Genomic DNA, 17,831 nt, shown 5'->3' on the forward strand with positions numbered 1-17,831 from the left:
GAGCAGGCGCTGCAGGAGCAGGATGCCGATTTGATCGCGCTGGCACGCGCGGTACTGTATGACCCACGCTGGCCATGGCACGCCGCCGCCGAACTGGGCGCGCAGGCCAAAGCGCCGCCACAGTATCTGCGTTCCGAACCGCACGGCCTGAAAGGCACCCTGATTAGCAATCAGTAGTTTCCCTGACCGGCAGCCGCCCGGTTGCCGGTTCTGTTCTGGGAAATTTCACAGATTTCAGCCCATTGTGCGCGACCGCACTGTTTTCGTCTTATGCTTTCCCGGCCAATTAACCAAAAGGAAGATGAGATGAAATTGCAGCATTATTTACTGGGCGGCGCGCTCTGCGCTTTCAGCGTGAGCGGCCTGGCCGCTGAGATGAAAAATCCCCTGAGCGTGCATGTGCTGAATCTGCAAACCGGTGTACCGACCGCAGGTATTGAGGTCGAGCTGGATAAGAAACAGGGTGACGAGTGGGTGAAACTGGCGCAGGGCACTACCAACGAACAGGGGCGTATTCCGGCGCTTTACCCGGCGGGCCAGAAGGCGCAGACCGGGATTTACCGCGTAATTTTTAAAACCGGTGACTATTACAAAAAAAACAGTCAGCCGACCTTCTTTCCGGAAATCCCGGTGATGTTCAACCTGGATAATGCCGATCAGCACTACCATATTCCACTGCTGCTCAGTCAGTACGGCTACTCCACCTATCGCGGCAACTAAGCAAAAAAGGCGCTGCGGACGGTATATTTATACCAGTACGTTTTGTTGAACCGTTGCCTCGTTAAGCGATTGAATCAGGCAGGAGAATCTCGATTCCGTTGCTCCTGCCCATTATAGGGTAAGCCTGTTTTTTCGGCTGGTGTGATTGCTATAGCGTGCTGGCTGACGCATTAAAAACTGCCTGACTGCTGAGCTGGGTTCTGTGAAATCCAGCGCTCTGTTTTCGCTCTGCTTTCATCGGTTGCCGGATTAAAGAGCATCATCGTTAAATCCGGCCTGCCTTCAACAGAAAAGGTCGAGAACTCCAGGGCAATCGTCCCCATTTGCGGATGATGCAGCACCTTAAACCCTTCGCCATGCCCGGCCACATCGTTGTTACGCCACAGGCGGGCGAAGTCAGCGCTTTGAGCGGATAGCTCCTCAACCAGTCGATCGATTTCCTCTGAAGCACCCAGGCGCGCGGCATCCGCCCGAAAGGCGTTGACGATGAGACGGGCCACGCCCTCCCAGTCGTCTTGCATCCCCCGCGCTTCCTGGTCGGTAAACAGCAGGCGCAGAATATTGCGCCGCGCGGGCGGAAGTTGCCCGTAATCCTTCAGCACAACCGTCGCCGGGTGATTCCATGCCACCACGTCCCAGGTGGCGGTTTTGATAATCGCCGGAATCGTCAGGCTTTCCAGTACGCGTTGCAGCCGTGGGGTTATGCTGTCGGACCGACTTACCCGGTTTTCTGGCGGATGCCCAAACGCGAGGATAAACAGATGATCGCGTTCGGGAGACGTAAGCCGCAGTCCGGCAGCAATGCGGTTCAGTACCTCACGCGAGGGCGCTCCCCCGCGGCCCTGCTCAAGCCAGGTGTACCAGGTCGGGCTGATATTCGCGAGCTGGGCAACCTCTTCGCGGCGCAGGCCCGGCGTACGGCGGCGGCCGGGCAAAAAACCAAACGAAGCCGGGTCAATTGCCAGACGGCGTGCCCTTAAAAACTCACCCAGCGGATTTTCAGAAAGCAGCGTCATAAATCACCCTGTTAATGTTTATACCCTGATAACTTCACTACTTTAATAGTAAAAGATCCGCGCTTACGCTGTCGCACTAAATCACTCAGGAGACAGGCTATGCGTATTTTTATAACGGGTGCGACGGGCTTTATCGGCTCACGCGTTGTATCGGCCCTGCTGGCTCGCGGCCATCAGGTGACCGGTCTTGTACGTTCAGAAGAAGCAGCTCAGCAGTTAAACGATAAGGGCGCCACAGCCCAGCGCGGTACGCTGGAAGATCCCCAGGCGTGGATTGCCGGCATTGACCAATGTGATGCGGTGATCCATACCGCTTTCGATCATGATTTCAGCCGTTTTGCCGAAAATTGCGAAAAAGACCGCCGCGTTATTCGCGCGATTGGCTCTGTATTGCAGGGCAGTCAGCGTCCGCTGCTCATCACTTCTGGTACCGGAATGGGTGATGACGGCAGCGGCCAGCCCGCTTTTGAGCAGAATTTCAACCCGGCACACCCTAACCCACGCGTCGCCTCGGAGCTGGAAGGTACTAAGCTCCTTGAATCGGGAATCGATCTACGTGTGGTGCGTTTACCTCAGGTTCACAACACCGAACGTCAGGGATTAATCAGCTATTACATCGCTCTTGCCAGGGAGAAAGGCGCGGCAGCTTATATCGGCGGAGGTGAAAACGCCTGGTGCGCGGCACACGTTGATGACGTCGCCGGGCTGTACTTAAAAGTGCTTGAACAAGGCGAACGCGGCAAACGGTATCATGCGGTAGCTGAGGAAAGCATTGCCTCACGGCTGATTGCTGAAACCGTGGCAGCAGGGCTGGGTATTCCTGCCGTTTCGCTGAAACCCGATCAGGCCGCGGAGCATTTCGGCTGGTTCGCCGCTTTCGCCAAGCTGGATCTGCGTGCCAGCGGTGCCTGGACGCGGCAGCAGCTCAACTGGCAGCCCACAGGACCGGGTCTTATCGCTGATTTAAGCAGAGTGAATTATTCAACTCAGTCGTAGCCCCAGCGCCAGGTAGCGGCGCAATTCATTGCGCAATTTACAACGCTGCGGCTAATGGATTAGCGCGATAAATCGCGCCACTACGAGCTGGTGCTGTGACCGTAAGCGGTGCAATTTATCGCACAATCTACAACGGCGCGGTGACCAGATTCGCGCGATAAATCGCGCCGCTACGAATACCTATGAACCCCATGGCTCTCGCCACTCAGGCCGCAGCAAATTGCGGTAACACACCCAGCCAGCTCAGCGTCCATGACAGCACATTCAGCGCGCCGAAAAGCAGCACCAGACCAATCGCCAGTGACGTACGCGGCCGATCGGCAAAGCGCTGTTGCGCACGCCGCGCCAGCAGCGCCGGAATAATCACCGCCCACAGCGTGGCAAACAAGCCGGCAAAACCGATGGCGGCGACGAAGCCATGTGGCCACCACAGCGAAGCGAGCAGCGGCGGCAAAAATGTCAGGCAGGCGGTTTGCAGCCGCGCGCGCGGGGAATGCCCCCAGCCGAGGCGGTCGGCGATGAAATCAAACAGGCCTGCCGTCACGCCGAGAAACGAGGCTATCACCGCAAAATGAGAGAACACCGACATCATCAGCGACAACGCGCGCACGTGCAGATGATCGCGCAGCGCGGCCATCAGCGCGGCAATATCTCCACCCTGCTGCACGATGTCAGGAAACGCGGCGCGCGGCAAATTCCCCATGGTGCAGACAATCCAGAACAGGTACAGCGCCAGCGACATCAGCGTGCCCAGCACCAGCGCGCGTGTCACCGGCGACTCGCGGCGCTGATAATAACTCACTAGCCCGGTGATGTTACCGTGATAGCCAAAAGAGGCCAGACAGAACGGCAGCACGCCCAGTGCGTAAGGCCAGTAGCTGTCTCCCGGCGCGGCGGCGGCGAACAGCGAGGGCACGTCAACCTGGGTTAACAGTCCGCCGAACAGCAAAATCAATAGCAGGATTTTTGCCAGCACGCAGAACGTCATCAAACGACTGACGCCGGTGGTGCCGAGCCACACCACGGCGGCGACACACAACGTCAGCGCGACTTTGGCCCCGGCGGTTGAGAGCGGCACGCCAAGCTGATTCAGCGAGTGCTGGTAAACCGGACCGCTGGCTGAAATATAAGCGTAGGTGAGAATGCCCAGCACAAACAGGATGCTAAGGCCATTGATGCTGGCCCAGCCGCGCCCAAGCAAATCGCGCGTCAGCGTATCGTAGCCCGCGCCTGGCGGATAATGCAGGCTGACACGCATAAACAGCAGCCCGGAGAGCAGCATTGCGCCCCAGCTGATGCCCAGCAGCAGCAGCGCCCAGCCAAACCACGCCCCGGCCATCACGATCGGCAACGTAAACATACCGGCGCCCACTACCGTCCCACAGATGATCATGGCGCCCCACCATACCGAGGGCTGGCGGCGCGCCATTACGCTCTCCGTCATCACACTTTTCCTTGCACAACATAAAGGCGGCGATGATACACGGGATCGGTAACAAATGTGAGGCGCGGGCGGTGACTGACGGGAAGATGGCTGTCAACAGGTGACAATGTCACATAAAGGCGCACCGGTCAGGGTGCGCCAGCCGCGATGTGGCGGGATTAACGATAAAAAGCCGGACGTGGCGGCATGGTAATCGGGACAATATCACCGTTGTTCTGTGCCGCAACACAGGCATCGGCCGCCACAGCGGCGGCATAGCCGTCCCACGCCGACGGGCCTGTCATATTGCCTGACAGCACGTTGTTAATGAAATCCTGCAGCTCAACGTCATACGCAGCGATAAAACGCTTTTTCCAGTCGGTCAGAATGCCGGTGGAGAGCTGCGCCGCATGACGGGTTTGCACCGACATCGGTTCAGGCAGGCGGGCAATGCCGCTCTCGCCAACCACCTCACACTGAATGTCGTAACCATAGGCGCAGTTCACGAAGATCTCGACATCAATGCGGATGCCCTTTGCGGTTTCCAGCAGCACAATCTGCGGATCCTTCAGGTGCGATGACGCGTGGCGGGTCTTGCGTGGGTAAATCACCTGCGCGCTGATATAATCATCGTTCAGCAGCCAGCGCAGCACGTCAAGTTCATGGATCAGCGTATCGGTGATCGCCATATCGGTGGTATAAGCATCGCCGACCGCCGGATTGCGGTGCGCGCAGTGCAGCATTAGCGGCTCACCCAGGGTGCCGCCGTCGATAACCGCTTTCAGCGCGCGATAGCCGCTGTCGTACGGTCGCATAAAACCCACCTGCACCAGTTTTTTGCCCGCGGCAATTTCCGCTTCGACGATATTCATACAGCCCTGCGCGGTCACCGCCAGTGGCTTCTCGCAGAATACCGCTTTGCCGGCTTTGATGGCTGCCAGCACAAACTCTTCATGCGTCGGGCCCCATGAGGTAACCAGAATGGCCTGCACCTCCGGCGCGGCGATTAAATCGTGCGCGTTGTCGTAAATCTCCGCCTGCAAGCCGAGCTCGTTAATCACCTGCTCACAGTTGTTGCGATTGATATCATTAAGCGCGACCACGCGCGCATGCTGCAGCACCTGGCTGCAGCGACGAATGTGTTCACGGCCGATAGCGCCAGTGCCGATTACACCAATATTGAGTGTCATGCGAGGTTCCTTCAGCAAAATGCCGGATTGGTTAGTGGTTGAGATAGTCAATGCTGCTGCGGATTTCACGCGCAATATCCTCGGCACTCCAGCTCTCCATCACCGAAGAAAACGGCTCGAAAGCATAAACACCGCGATAGCCCATCTCTTCCAGGCGCTGCACCTGCTCGCGGGATTTCAGCAGGTCATCCGCGCTCAGCATGATGCGCTCTTCGTCGGTGAGTTGATGAGTCGGGCGCGCATCCGTTACGCCAGAGAGATGCACCAGGCCGATGTGATTCACGTCTACGCCACCGGCAAAATCCTGTTCGGCGCCTTCGTACAGGTGATGATGGAAGGTATCCAGCACGATGTTAAACGGCACGCCGGCCTGAGCGATAAGCTGCTGCGCCAGCGCGGCGGAGCGCAGTGAGCTCTGCGGAAAACCGAGCGGTTCAACCAGCCCGGCAACACCATATTCGGCAAACAGCGGCGCCAGGATTTGCAGCGCCTGTACGGTTTGCTCATTACTCACCGGCGTCCCATCATTGAGCGGACAGAGCACCAGCGCTTTCGCCCCGGTGGCGCGCGCATCGGCTAACAGCGCGCGCGTTTTTTCCAGCACCGCATCATCTAACTGGTTGAAGGGATACACCGCGTTGATGGTTTCGATCTCAAGCTGATGCTGCGCTGCCAGGCGACGCACTTCCTCACCGCCTGCGCCGTCGGTCACGCTGCCGCTTTTCATATCATTGCGTATTTCAACTTTATTTAATCCCAGCTGTTCCACCAGCGCGAAGAATTCCGCCATGCTGAGATGAGGGGCAATTTTACGGTTAACACAGAATCGGTCACTGCTTATTTTGTAGGTCATGATCTTTCCTGGATAATAATCACTGGGTAAGGTTCTGTTTGCTGCAAGGTACTGACATGCCCTGATAGTAAGTTATCTTTTTTGCCCGCTCTGCGGCTTCTTTGAGTGATTTACATCAGCCTGAGCGCAATCTGATCGCCCTCACATTTAGCCTTTGCCGTCATACAGTTCATAGAAATAGTGTTCGACCTGTTCCAGGCTGCGCCCTTTGGTTTCCGGGATAGCGCGCAGTACAAACAGGGCGCCGCCGATCCCGATCACAGCGAAAGTCAGGAAAGCGCCAGCCAGGCCAAAGGCGGCCAGCAACAGCGGGAAGGCCATGGAAATGGCGAAGTTGGCAATCCACAAGGCAAAAACGGCACCGCCCATGCAAATGCCGCGCATGCGCGCCGGGAAGATTTCCGACAGCAGCAACCAGGTGACCGGTGACAGCGCGCCCTGCTGAAAACATAAAAACATCAGCATTCCGGCCAGTACCAGATAGGCACGCAGCAGATTAACCGCACCACCGGCGTGATACTCCGGCATTAGCAGGCACACCGTGGCGATAAAGAACAGGCAGGCGGTACAGCCCATCTGCCCTATCAGCACCAGCGGACGACGACCAACCTTACCGATTATCACGATCCCCACCAGCGTCATGATTACCGAGATCACGCCGTTGGCGATGGTGGCGAACAACGCCGCATCGTTGCTCAGGCCGGTAGCAGTGAGCATGGTTGGCGCGTAGTACATGATGGTGTTCACACCGGTCAGCTGCTGGATGGCGGCAATGCCAATTCCCAGTAAAAACACTTTGCGCAACCATGGCGTGCGCAGGTCACGCAGGCGACCTTTGCCTTGCTGGCGATGCTCTTCGATGGTCTCTTCGATCTCCTCCAGTTCCCACTCTACGTCCTCCGCCGCCCGGGTTTTCTCCAGCACCCTGCGCGCGCCAGCGGTGTTGCCGCGCATGACGTGCCAGCGTGGACTTTCCGGCATAAAGATCATCCCGATCCACAACAGCACGGCGGGTACGGTGGAGATGGCCAGCATCCAGCGCCAGGTATGTTCGCCACCCCAGATTTCATTGAAGGTCGCATTGGATACATAGGCCAGCAGCTGGCCAGAGACAATCATCAGCTCCTGCAGCGTCACCAGTTGACCGCGTTTATTCGCCGGGGCAATTTCCGCGATATACACCGGTACGGTGGCAGCCGCCCCGCCAACGGCAATACCAAGAAACAGGCGTGACGCAATCATCGTCTCCACATCAGGTGCGAAGGCAGAGCCGACCGCGCCGAGGGCAAAAATAAAGGCCAGCGTGATGATGATTTTGCGGCGCCCGAGGGCATCCGCGAAGTGCCCTGCCAGCAGCGCGCCAAAGGCAGCGCCGAACAACAGTGAACTGGTCACCAGCCCGGTAGTGAACGGCGTGAGATGCAAATCACTGCGCATGAACAGCAGCGCACCCGATACCACGCCGGTATCGTAACCAAACAGCAGCCCGCCGAGTGTCGCCACCAGCGCGATGATTTTTACGAAGGGTTCGGTTTTTGTTGTGCTGTTGGGGCCGGACGCGGTGTTGGTGGAGAGATAGAGTTCTTTTTCCATAATACCTCCTGGTAAAAAATGCGTTAGGAAAAGCATCAGAACAAAGCAGCGCGTCCAGGCTATCGGCATTTTTATTTCATGTTAATTTATATTTGAAACCTGCTTTTCAAATTGTGAGTTCAAGCCTTTTGACCGGTTTATTTTGATGGATTTACATCAGCCGAAAAAAGATGAATGAAGATTGGGCGAGGTGGTTATGGAAGCGCAGCAGATCGGCCCCTTGACGCCGGGAGTCGCCACGCTTTGTGATCAATCGCGCAACAACTGCACAAACCTTCTTGTATGGTAGTCGCTCTTTAACCTCTTCAGGATTTGTCATGGCCTCTTCAACTGTTGCTCAATCTGATACCGCTGAAGCTCACCCTAAATCATTGATCCGCCGCGTCGCCAGCGCCTCGGCGATAGGCACGGCGGCAGAATATTACGACTTTTTCGCTTACGGTACGGCAGCGGTACTGTTCTTTGGCCATCTGTTCTTTCCCAGCCACGATCCGCTGATCAGCACACTCGCTGCCTTCGCCACTTATGCGGTTGGCTTCCTCGCACGTCCCATTGGCGGCATGGTGTTTGGTCACATCGGCGACAAAGTGGGACGCAAAAAGGCGCTGGTGGCGACCATCCTGATCGTGGGCCTTGGCACGTTCTGCATTGGCCTGTTGCCAACTTACGAAAAAATTGGCGTCTGGGCCCCGGTATTACTGATTGCCATCCGCTTGCTGCAGGGGTTTGGCGTCGGCGGCGAACAGGCGGGCGCGGTATTAATGACGGCCGAATATGCACAGCCTGCCCGGCGCGGTTTCTTTGCCAGCTGGGTGCAGATTGGTGCTCCGGTCGGGTTTCTGCTGCCGCTGGCGCTGTTCGCTGTGCTTAATGCCGCGCTGAGCGCGGAGCAGATGATGGACTGGGGCTGGCGCGTACCTTTTCTGCTCAGCGCGCTGCTGGTGATTGTCGGCCTGTTTATTCGCCTGCGCATTGATGAATCGCCGGTCTTCGCCGCCATTCGTGAAACCAAAGCGGCAGAATCCAGGCCGTTAAAAGAGGTGCTGCGTGGTAATCCGCGGCTGGTGGTCAACGGTGTGGCAGCGAAACTGATCGAAGCCTGCGCCTTCGCCCTGTTTACCGTCATCATCCTTGCCTGGGGTAAGGCTAATCAGCTTGATGCCGGCATTTTGATGAACAGTATGATCGTCGCGGTGATCCTCGAAGTACTGGCGATCCCGCTGATGGGTGCCCTTTCCGACCGCATCGGTCGCAAGCCGGTTTACCTGATCGGCACGCTGCTGATCATGCTCTCGATCGTGCCCTTTTTTCTCGCGCTGGCGCACAACAGCTACTGGCTCACGCAGCTGGCGATGATCGTGGCGCTGACGCTGGGCCACAGCATGTGTTATGCCCCACAGGCGTCATGGTTCCCCGAACTGTTTCCCACGCACATTCGCTGCAGCGGTATCGCGGTGATCTGGCAGATCGGTTCGCTGATCGGCAGCGGCGTACTCGGACTGGTGGCGGTGAAGATTCTGCAGGTGACCCACGGCCACTGGTATGGTCTGGCGCTGTATGTTGCAGTGCTGGGGGTGATTTCTTTGTTCGGCCTGCTGCGTCTGCCGGAAACGGCGCCAGGCCGCCGCCAGGGTGAATATCACCCGTGGCAGCAGCGTTAACGGTTAACGGCGCGGCAGCGCCACACACAGCAGGCCGCAGACAATCAATATGACGCCAGCGAGACTGCTCCAGCGGAAGGTTTCATGCAAGGCTGGCAGGGAAATAGCGGCCAGCCACACCAGCACATAGCTCAGACTGAGCAGCGGATAGAGCCGGTTGAGCGGCAACAGCCGCAGCGCCAGCAGCCAGCACAGCATTGAGCAGCCGTAGGCCGCCAGTCCGCCGATTAACGGTATCAGGCAGTGCTGCCACGGTAGCGCGGTCCATGTATCCAGCGGTGGCAGCGCGAGCATTGCCGTGCGCAGCAGCAGCTGCGCCAGCGACACCAGCAGCACGCTGGCCAGCGCCAGCAGCCAGCCCTTCACAGATGGCTCCCCATCAGCGCAACCCCGGTAACGATCGCCAACGTACCCAGCCACTGCCGCCGCGTGTAGTTCTCACGCCAGATGACGCGCGCCGCCACCGCCACCAGCACAAAATTCAGGCTCAGCATCGGGTAAGCCACGCTGACCGGCACGGTGCGCAGCACCACCAGCCACAGCAGCATCGCCGTCCCCAGCAGCAGCAGGCTGAGCACCAGCCAGCCGAACAGGCGTTGCCCGCCGCAGTGGGCCGCCTGTTTCTGGCACAGCTGGGCGGCACAACTGAGCAGGCTTACCAGCAGGATCAGCAGCAGATTCATGGTGTCGCGTTGTAGCCGTAGTAGACCAGGCGTCCCTGCTGATACACATCATCCGGCACCGGCAGATGCGCATCCGCTTGCTTTTCGTCAGAATTCAGCAGCAGCACCAGTGCCACCGGACCCTGTCGGCGATGCAGGCGCAGCCAGTCAGCGAAGGCTTCCCCGTCGACGTAGCGCGTTTTTGCATCGGGATAACCCAGTCCGTACTCCAGCTCACCTTTTTCATCGAAGAAAGTGATATCGCTGCGGCGCAATTCCCATGCGACCGCAGAAGCGATGCCGGAATTGTCCACCACCAGATAGCGGCTCTGCGCCAGCTGAGGCCGAACGGCGCTGACGAAACTCTGCGGCTGTTTGCTATCACGCACCTTTTGCGGGATAGCAAACCCGACCAGCAGCGCCAATGCCAGCGGGCAAAGCGCAGCCAGTTGCCAGCGGCCTGTTTTCAGGCTTAACCAGCCCATCACCGCCCAGCCGGCAAATGCCAGCGCAGCGCACACTACCCGCAGCAACTCATCGCGCGCGTACACCGGATGGTGCGCCAGCCCCCAGGGTGCCAGCACCACCACGACCAGCAGCGTGGCGCCCAGACCAAACAGCAAGTTGATCCAGCCATTTACCGCCAACGCCTGTTTCAGGCGCGCGGAGTTACCGTGCGCATAATGCGCCATCAACAACGCCAGCGGCGCAAAGCACGGCAGGATATAGGTCGGCAGTTTGCCTTTGGCGATGCTAAAGAACAGCAGCGGCAGCACAACCCAGCTAAGCAAATAGATCGCAGCAGCGTGCTGTTGACGCTGTCGCCACGCGCCGCTCAGCGCGCCCGGCAGCAGGCCCAGCCACGGCAGACAGCCTGCCACCAACACCGGCAGGTAATACCAGAACGGGGCTTTGTGCTGCGCATCGCTCTCCGCGAAGCGCTGAATATGTTCGACCCAGAAGAAGTAGTGCCAGAAATCGCCTTCCTGATGCTGAATGGACAGAGCCCAGGGCGCGCTGATCGCGGCCGCCACCAGCACAGTAAGCGGGCCCCAGCGCAGCAGTTCGCCAAAACGTCGCTGCCAGAGCACCCAGGGCACAATCGCCAGCACCGGCACCGCCAGCGCCAGAAAGCCCTTGGTCATGAAACCCATGGCACAGGCCGCGCCGAGCAGCACATACCCCGTCAGCCGCTGTGAGGTACTGTGCGCCTGCGCAGCAAACCAAAAGCTGCACATTGCCGCCACCAGCCACAGCAGCAGAATCGGATCGAGCACGGCGTAAGTGCCGATGCCGTAAACCAGCAGCGAGGTAAGAAAGATCACGCTGGCGGTGAGCGCTATTTTGCGGCTGGCGAACATCCGTTTGCCCAGCCAGTAGATCAGCAGCGCACTCAGCGTGGTACAGATAATCGCACCGGCGCGCACGCCAAAGTTATTATGCCCAAATATCAGCTGGCCAAAATTATTGATCCAGTAACCGGCAATCGGCTTCTCGAAGTAGCGCAAATCAAAAAAATGCGGCACCACCCAGTTACCGCTCAGCAGCATCTCGCGGCTGATTTCGGCATAGCGGGTTTCATCCGGCTGCCAGAGATCACGGAATGGCACCGGGATCAGATAATAGAGAGCAAAAAGCGCTATCAGCAGCACTATACGGGTGCGGCTGCGCATCGGTGTTTCCATACTTGGGTCCTGTAAAATGTTAACTCTGGCAACCCAGCCAGCCTTCCCGGCCGGCAATGTGCCCGCGCACCACATGGCCCTGCGGCAGCGTACTGAGATCGTCCGGCAGCAGCTCGCTCAGCGGGCAAAACCGGATGCCCTGCTGCTGCGCGCGCGTCAGCAGATCGGCAAAGGCGGGCAATCCGATGATGCCTTCGACCTCTGCGTGAATGGTATAGACCGGCGTACCGCTGGCGGCATGTATCTGCGCGAGAATAAAGTCGTTAAACCCTTCCGCGCTGACCTGCTGGCCCACCACTTCATCCCACGTTGGCAGGGTTACCGGAATTTGCACCGTGCCGAAGCTGCCATCGTTAAGGCGCGGAATGAACGGCCCGCTGCCACGACAGTCGCTGTTATAGCGAAAGCCAAACGGCTGCTTGGCATCCAGTACCCGGCTGTCGGCGCGCCAGCCTGCCACTGCAGAGCAGGTGACACTGTCACCCAAAATGGTTTCCAGCGCCGCTTTACCGCGCGCAATCTGCGCATTCAGCTGCTGTGGTGACCAGACGCCAGCCCAGGTCTGCCAGGCAAAGTGATCCCACGCGTGTAACCCCACTTCATGGTGATCTGCCGTGGCGCGAATAATCGAAGCCAGCCCTTTGCCTATTTCGCGGCCCGGCCAGGCGGTACCGGCCAGTAAAATATCCCAGCCGTACAGCGAGGCCGCGCGCGAACGCAGCATTTTCCACAGAAAGCGCGGCTTCATCAGGCGCCACAGGTGGCGCCCCATGTTGTCCGGCCCGACGCTGAAGAAGAAGCTGGCCTGCAGCTGATGCAGGCTGAACTGCTGCAGCAGCGCCGGTACGCCCAGTTGCGTGCCGCGCCAGGTATCGACATCAACACGCAAACCCACTCGCTTCATGGCTTTTCCTGTAGCTCAACGGTGCGCAGGAAGAAGTCCAGCGTATTGTCGATGGTGGTATCCATCGCCACGGTTGGCGTCCAGTCGAGCAGGCGGCGGGCGTTTTTAATCGATGGCTTGCGGTGCTCCACGTCCTGATAGCCTTTGCCGTAATAGCTGCTGCTCTCTACCTCACGGAAACCGGCAAACGGCGGGAAGCGATCGCGCAGCGGGTGGCGCTCAAAGCTGGCCAGCAGGTGTTCCGCCAGCTCTTTAATACTGGCTTCGTTCTCCGGGTTACCAATGTTAACGATCTGGCCATCGCAGTTGTTGTGCTTGTTCTCGATAATGCGGAACAGCGCTTCGATGCCGTCGCGAATATCGGTGAAACAGCGCTTCTGCGCACCACCGTCGATCAGCTTGATCGGCGAGCCTTCCACCAGATTAAGGATCAGCTGGGTGATGGCGCGAGAACTGCCGATACGCGCGGCGTTGAGGTTATCCAGCCGCGGGCCCATCCAGTTAAACGGACGGAACAGCGTAAAGCGCAGCCCCTCTTTTTCGCCATAGGCCCATATCACCCGGTCCAGCAGCTGTTTCGACACCGAATAGATCCAGCGCTGTTTATTGATCGGTCCGACCACCAGGTTGGAGTGATCCTCGTCGAAATGCTGATCGGTACACATACCGTACACTTCGGAGGTCGACGGGAAAATGATGCGCTTTTTATACTTCACGCAGTCACGAATAATCTTCAGGTTCTCTTCGAAATCCAGCTCGAACACGCGCAGCGGATTACGGGTATATTCGATCGGCGTGGCGATCGCTACCAGCGGCAGCACCACGTCACATTTCTTGATGTGATACTCAATCCATTCAGAGTGGATGCTGATATCCCCTTCAACGAAGTGGAAGCGCGGTTCATCCAGGAAACGGCTTATGGCATCGGAACCGATATCCAGGCCATAAACCTCAAAGTTATCATCCTGCAGCAGGCGTTCGGTGAGATGGTTGCCGATAAAGCCGTTTACGCCGAGGATCAGCACCCGCGTGCGACGTTTCACTGCAGCAACCGGCTGCGAATAAAGCAGCGCACCCGGCACCATGCCCAGACTCTGCGCCAGCTGGCTGCCGTTCATGTAAACACCGTTGTCGCTCTGCCCGGTGACCACTTCGAGCGCGCCCTCGCCGCAGGCAATCAGGAACGGCTCAACCGACAGCACCGTGCCCGGTTTGGCGCTGGGCGCATCCTGGTGAACCCGCCCTTTCCACACCACGAATTTCACCGTGCCGGCATACGCAAACGCACCAGGCCACGGATCGGTGACTGCACGCACCAGGTTATTCACTTTAGCCGCCGGCAGCTCCCAGTTGATACGGCCATCCTCCGGCGTGCGGCGACCAACCACGGTCGCTTCCGCGTCGTTCTGCGGCGTGGCGGCAATCTCACCGCGCTTCATCGGCGGCAGCGCGCCTTCCAGCAGCTGGCCGGCGCAGGCCACCAGCTTACGGTGCAGCGTCAGCGCATTATCCTGCGGGTCAATCGCCACGCGCTGCTGCGCCACAATGTCGCCGGCATCGGCACGTTTCACCATGCGGTGCAGCGTTACGCCAGTCTCCGTCTCGCCGTTGACCAGCACCCAGTTAAGCGGCGCACGACCACGGTATTTAGGCAGCAGCGAACCGTGCAGGTTAAACGCGCCAACCCGCGCGCAGTTCAGAATGGTGTCGCTCAGCAGTGCGCGATAATAAAACGAGAAGATAAAGTCCGGCTGCATGGTGCGGATGCGATCCACCCACAGCGGATGGTTAGCATCTTCCGGCGCATAAACCGGAATGCCCTGCTCAGCCGCAAGGCGTGCTACCGAAGGAAACGCATGGCTCTCCGGCGAGGTGTCCGCATGAGTGAAGATGGCACTGATTTCATAGCCTGCGTTCAGCAGCGCAGTGATGCCTGCACAGCCCATTTCGGCATAGGCGAAGACGATAGTTTTCATTGCTTAATTTCCTGTACAGACGGGGCATCTTGTTGCGGATGGATAACACGTTGAATGAAGTAGCGCGGACGGGCGCGTACGTCGTTATAAATACGACCGATGTATTCGCCCAGCAGGCCCATGCCGACAAACTGCGCGCCGACAAAAATAAACAGCACGGCAAACAGCATGAACACACCGTCGCCGGCCCAGCTGGCACCGAGGAACAGGCGCAGCACAATCAGGATCAGAGAAAAGGCGAAACCGGCCAGCGCGATCAAGCTGCCGACAATACTCAGCAGACGCAGCGGCGTGGTGGTCAGGCAGGTCACCAGGTCATACATCAGGTTGATCAGCTTCATGAAGCTGTATTTGGAGTCGCCGAATTCACGCTCGGCATGCGTAACCGGCAGTTCAATGGTGCGGCGCGCGAAGGTGTTCGCCAGAATCGGGATAAAGGTGCTGCGTTCATGGCAGTTGAGCATCGCATCGACAATGTGACGGCGATAGGCGCGCAGCATGCAGCCATAATCGCCCATCGCTTTGCCGGTAACGCGCTGAATCAGGTGGTTGATGGTGCGTGAAGCGCGGCGACGGAACCAGCTGTCCTGACGGTTCTGACGCACGGTGCCGACCACGTCGTAGCCCTGCTGCGCGGCTTTGACCAGATTGGGGATCTCTTCCGGCGGGTTTTGCAGATCGGCATCCAGCGTAATGATCACATCACCGGAAACATGGCTGAAACCGGCCATAATCGCCGAGTGTTGTCCGTAGTTGCGATTCAGCAGCACGCCGACCACGTGACTGCCCGGCATATCCGCCGCATCGGCGATCATCTGCGCGGAGCGGTCGGCGCTGCCGTCATCCACCAGTAAGATTTCATAGTCAAGGCCAAGCGTGCGGCAGGCAGCGTCGGTACGGCGCACCAGCTCCGGCAGGCTCTGTTCTTCGTTGTACACCGGGATCACCACGGAGACTTTGCGAATCGGTTTTTCTTCCAGCATCTCAGGCTCCCGCAAGGTGGCGTAAGGCAGCAATCACACGCGTTACATCGTCATCGTGCATGTCGGGGAACAGGGGCAGCGAGCAGATACGTTCACTGTTCCATTCGGTGGCAGGCAGCGAGAGCTGCGGATAGCGTTCACGGTAATATTTGTGCGTATGCGCGGCGCGGAAATGCAGGCCGGTGCCGATGTCATGGATTTTCAACTGCTCCATTAGCGCATCGCGGCTAATACCGCAGCGCGCTTCGTCCACGCGAATGATAAACAGATGCCACGCATGCTGATGCGGCCACGCCGGCTGCACCAGCGGCAGCAACGGCGTATCTGCCAGCTCGTGCAAATAGCGCGCGGCGATGGCCTCGCGACGTGCATTGATGGCCGGCAACTTTTGCAGCTGCACCAGCGCAATCGCGGCGTTGATGTCTGGCAGGTTGTATTTAAAACCGGGCATGATCACTTCGGCCTGCGGTTTGCGGCCATGGGTATGACGATCGTAGGCATCGACGCCGAGGCCGTGGAATTTCAGGCTGCGCAGGCGGTCAGCCAGCTGCGCGTCATCGGTCACCACGATGCCACCTTCGGCGCAGGTGATGTTTTTGATGGCGTGCAGCGAAAAGATCGCCGTGCCCTGCTGGCCTACGTGCCGGCCTTTGTAGTAGCAACCTACCGCGTGGGCCGCATCTTCAATCAGCGGGATATTGTGGCGCGCGCTGACGGCGCGAAGGGCGTCGATATCCGCCGGCGCACCGGCATAGTGAACCGGCACGATGGCGCGGGTGCGCGGCGTAATGGCCGCTTCGATCTGTTCTGCGCTCACCATCAGGTTATCGCGATCCACATCGATCATCACCGGCGTGGCGCCCAGCAGCGTAATGATATTGAGCGTGGAAACCCAGGTCAGCGACGGGGTGATCACCTCGTCGCCGGGCTGGATACCCAGCGCCATCAACGTGACGTGCATGCCTGCTGTGGCGGAGCTGACGGCAATGGCGTGCTGGTTGCCGGTGAGCTGGCAAAACGCCTGCTCCAGCGCAGCATTCTGCGGTCCGGTGGTAATCCAGCCCGATGCAAATACCGCCTGCACCGCGGCCAGTTCTTCCTCACCCAATGCCGGGCGCGAAAACGGAAGGAAACTCATAAGATAACCTTACTGTTGTGCCTGAAAACATGCTGAAAAATAAAACAAGCGTTATTGCCGCGCATGACAACCTGATGAAACACGCTGTAACCTTTTGTTTAAACGTTACTTAAACGAGTGCGTTCGCAGTGCTGCTGTCATCTGCGCGCAATAAAACTTAAGCAGGTCTGTTTTATCGCTATAAGAAACCAAAATACGGGGGAAAACTTAACTGAACATTAAATGGCAAAGCGGCACGCTGACTTTTTTACGTGATGTTGAAGATTGGTAGAAGATTGTGCGCCGGGGCCGGAAATCAGCATCGGGTCAGACATCATGGGTCGGCTTGTCGACCCACGACAATTAAAATCGCCATTTTTCAATGGATTAACGAAGAGGCTATACTGTTCTTAAGGTTATCCTAAGGTTGGCTGCTTATTCTTCCCTGGGATAGTGACGCCAGAGGCTGGACAGGAGAATGATGATGAGAACCGCGACTGACAGACTTTCACAGGCAGCACTACGCCGGCATCACATTGGCGTGAAAACAAAAGGATTGCGTTTCCGCGGTGAGCTGTATGTGTTTCGCTATAACGCCGGCCATTACGACGTGTTTCGCAACAGCGAATGGGTGATGTCGCTCGCCACCAGCAATGTGCAGGAAGCCATGCAGCAGTTTAAACAGAGCCAGTAAATTCGCTGGCGCATTGATGGGATTATTATCTGTCTCCGCTGGTGTATTGATTAGATAGTTGCCAGCCTCAGCTGGCGCATTGATTGGATTTTTGCCTGTCTTAGCATCGATTTGGTCATTGCCAGCCCGTGAAATTCACGCATCCCTGCTTATATCTCCTCTGTTCTCTGGAACCCGCTCGTAAATCCTGCTGTAAATCGCTGCAACGCCGCTTTGCTGCTCGCCACGCCGTCTCCACCGGCGTATTGTGCCTCTCGCAAACTGGCCATGGTTGGCGACAGATCGCGGTGCGCATCAATGCGCACCCTACAGGTTTTGTAGGGTCGCCATTCATGGCGACCTGCCGTCAAACCGCACA

At 58.1% G+C, this 17,831-nt stretch carries 16 protein-coding genes and 1 pseudogene; 5 read left to right on the forward strand and 12 right to left on the reverse strand.

Going from position 1 to position 17,831, the window contains the following annotated elements; translation table 11 throughout:
* Positions 1–177 (forward strand): annotated as a pseudogene (locus tag ERD80_RS09780) (oxidoreductase); the annotation flags it as partial.
* 129 nt (positions 178–306) lie between these two features.
* Positions 307–720, forward strand: a complete 414-nt coding sequence (gene uraH, locus ERD80_RS09785) for a hydroxyisourate hydrolase (RefSeq protein ID WP_058781494.1) — start codon at positions 307–309, stop codon at positions 718–720.
* A gap of 170 nt (positions 721–890) precedes the next feature.
* Here the strand turns inward: uraH and ERD80_RS09790 are convergent, their stop codons facing one another.
* Positions 891–1,736, reverse strand: coding sequence for a helix-turn-helix transcriptional regulator (locus tag ERD80_RS09790; protein WP_136546718.1), 846 nt, complete (start codon positions 1,734–1,736; stop codon positions 891–893).
* A gap of 99 nt (positions 1,737–1,835) precedes the next feature.
* On the opposite strand from ERD80_RS09790, the gene ERD80_RS09795 reads away from it, so the two are divergent.
* Positions 1,836–2,732: an SDR family oxidoreductase gene (locus tag ERD80_RS09795; protein WP_136546720.1), complete on the forward strand. Its 897-nt coding sequence runs from the start codon at positions 1,836–1,838 to the stop codon at positions 2,730–2,732.
* A 205-nt stretch (positions 2,733–2,937) separates the two neighbouring features.
* Here ERD80_RS09795 and ERD80_RS09800 read toward each other — a convergent pair whose 3' ends face one another.
* The 4 genes from ERD80_RS09800 to ERD80_RS09815 all read right to left on the reverse strand — a co-directional run bounded on the left by ERD80_RS09800 (position 2,938) and on the right by ERD80_RS09815 (position 7,791).
* Positions 2,938–4,176, reverse strand: a complete 1,239-nt coding sequence (locus tag ERD80_RS09800; RefSeq protein ID WP_127834912.1) for an aromatic amino acid transporter — start codon at positions 4,174–4,176, stop codon at positions 2,938–2,940.
* Between the two features lie 158 nt (positions 4,177–4,334).
* Positions 4,335–5,345 (reverse strand): Gfo/Idh/MocA family oxidoreductase, encoded by a 1,011-nt coding sequence (locus tag ERD80_RS09805; protein WP_136546722.1) that lies wholly within the window; start codon positions 5,343–5,345, stop codon positions 4,335–4,337.
* Between the two features lie 31 nt (positions 5,346–5,376).
* Positions 5,377–6,198, reverse strand: coding sequence for a TIM barrel protein (locus ERD80_RS09810; protein ID WP_021509387.1), 822 nt, complete (start codon positions 6,196–6,198; stop codon positions 5,377–5,379).
* Between the two features lie 147 nt (positions 6,199–6,345).
* Positions 6,346–7,791 (reverse strand): sugar porter family MFS transporter, encoded by a 1,446-nt coding sequence (locus ERD80_RS09815; RefSeq protein ID WP_136546724.1) that lies wholly within the window; start codon positions 7,789–7,791, stop codon positions 6,346–6,348.
* Between the two features lie 317 nt (positions 7,792–8,108).
* Here ERD80_RS09815 and ERD80_RS09820 point away from each other — a divergent pair, with 317 nt between their 5' ends.
* Positions 8,109–9,452, forward strand: a complete 1,344-nt coding sequence (locus ERD80_RS09820; RefSeq protein ID WP_136546726.1) for an MFS transporter — start codon at positions 8,109–8,111, stop codon at positions 9,450–9,452.
* Positions 9,453–9,455: 3 nt separating this feature from the next.
* Here the strand turns inward: ERD80_RS09820 and arnF are convergent, their stop codons facing one another.
* Genes arnF through arnB form a run of 7 tightly spaced genes read right to left on the reverse strand, consistent with a single transcriptional unit; the run spans position 9,456 to position 16,800 of the window.
* On the reverse strand, positions 9,456–9,818 hold the full coding sequence (arnF, locus tag ERD80_RS09825) for a 4-amino-4-deoxy-L-arabinose-phosphoundecaprenol flippase subunit ArnF (protein WP_136546728.1): 363 nt from the start codon (positions 9,816–9,818) through the stop codon (positions 9,456–9,458).
* Positions 9,815–10,135 carry a 4-amino-4-deoxy-L-arabinose-phosphoundecaprenol flippase subunit ArnE gene (gene arnE / locus ERD80_RS09830; RefSeq protein ID WP_058781502.1) on the reverse strand — a complete coding sequence of 107 codons (321 nt, stop codon included), beginning with the start codon at positions 10,133–10,135 and terminating at the stop codon, positions 9,815–9,817. The genes arnF and arnE overlap by 4 nt, the downstream gene beginning before the upstream one ends.
* Complete coding sequence (arnT, locus tag ERD80_RS09835; protein ID WP_136546746.1) at positions 10,132–11,787, reverse strand: lipid IV(A) 4-amino-4-deoxy-L-arabinosyltransferase; 1,656 nt, start codon at positions 11,785–11,787, stop codon at positions 10,132–10,134. Before arnT ends, arnE begins: the two co-directional genes overlap by 4 nt.
* A 31-nt stretch (positions 11,788–11,818) precedes the next feature.
* Positions 11,819–12,703 (reverse strand): 4-deoxy-4-formamido-L-arabinose-phosphoundecaprenol deformylase, encoded by an 885-nt coding sequence (gene arnD, locus ERD80_RS09840; RefSeq protein WP_125310936.1) that lies wholly within the window; start codon positions 12,701–12,703, stop codon positions 11,819–11,821.
* Positions 12,700–14,679 (reverse strand): bifunctional UDP-4-amino-4-deoxy-L-arabinose formyltransferase/UDP-glucuronic acid oxidase ArnA, encoded by a 1,980-nt coding sequence (gene arnA / locus ERD80_RS09845; RefSeq protein WP_058759134.1) that lies wholly within the window; start codon positions 14,677–14,679, stop codon positions 12,700–12,702. The genes arnD and arnA overlap by 4 nt, the downstream gene beginning before the upstream one ends.
* On the reverse strand, positions 14,676–15,662 hold the full coding sequence (arnC, locus tag ERD80_RS09850) for an undecaprenyl-phosphate 4-deoxy-4-formamido-L-arabinose transferase (protein WP_021509379.1): 987 nt from the start codon (positions 15,660–15,662) through the stop codon (positions 14,676–14,678). Before arnC ends, arnA begins: the two co-directional genes overlap by 4 nt.
* A gap of 1 nt (position 15,663) precedes the next feature.
* Positions 15,664–16,800: a UDP-4-amino-4-deoxy-L-arabinose aminotransferase gene (gene arnB, locus ERD80_RS09855; protein WP_136546730.1), complete on the reverse strand. Its 1,137-nt coding sequence runs from the start codon at positions 16,798–16,800 to the stop codon at positions 15,664–15,666.
* Between the two features lie 457 nt (positions 16,801–17,257).
* Here arnB and ERD80_RS09860 point away from each other — a divergent pair, with 457 nt between their 5' ends.
* Positions 17,258–17,473, forward strand: coding sequence for a hypothetical protein (locus ERD80_RS09860; protein ID WP_248295849.1), 216 nt, complete (start codon positions 17,258–17,260; stop codon positions 17,471–17,473).
* Positions 17,474–17,831: the final 358 nt, after the last annotated feature.

The organism is Pantoea sp. R102 (genome assembly GCF_004916815.1).
Taxonomy (GTDB): Bacteria; Pseudomonadota; Gammaproteobacteria; order Enterobacterales; family Enterobacteriaceae; genus Pantoea; species Pantoea dispersa.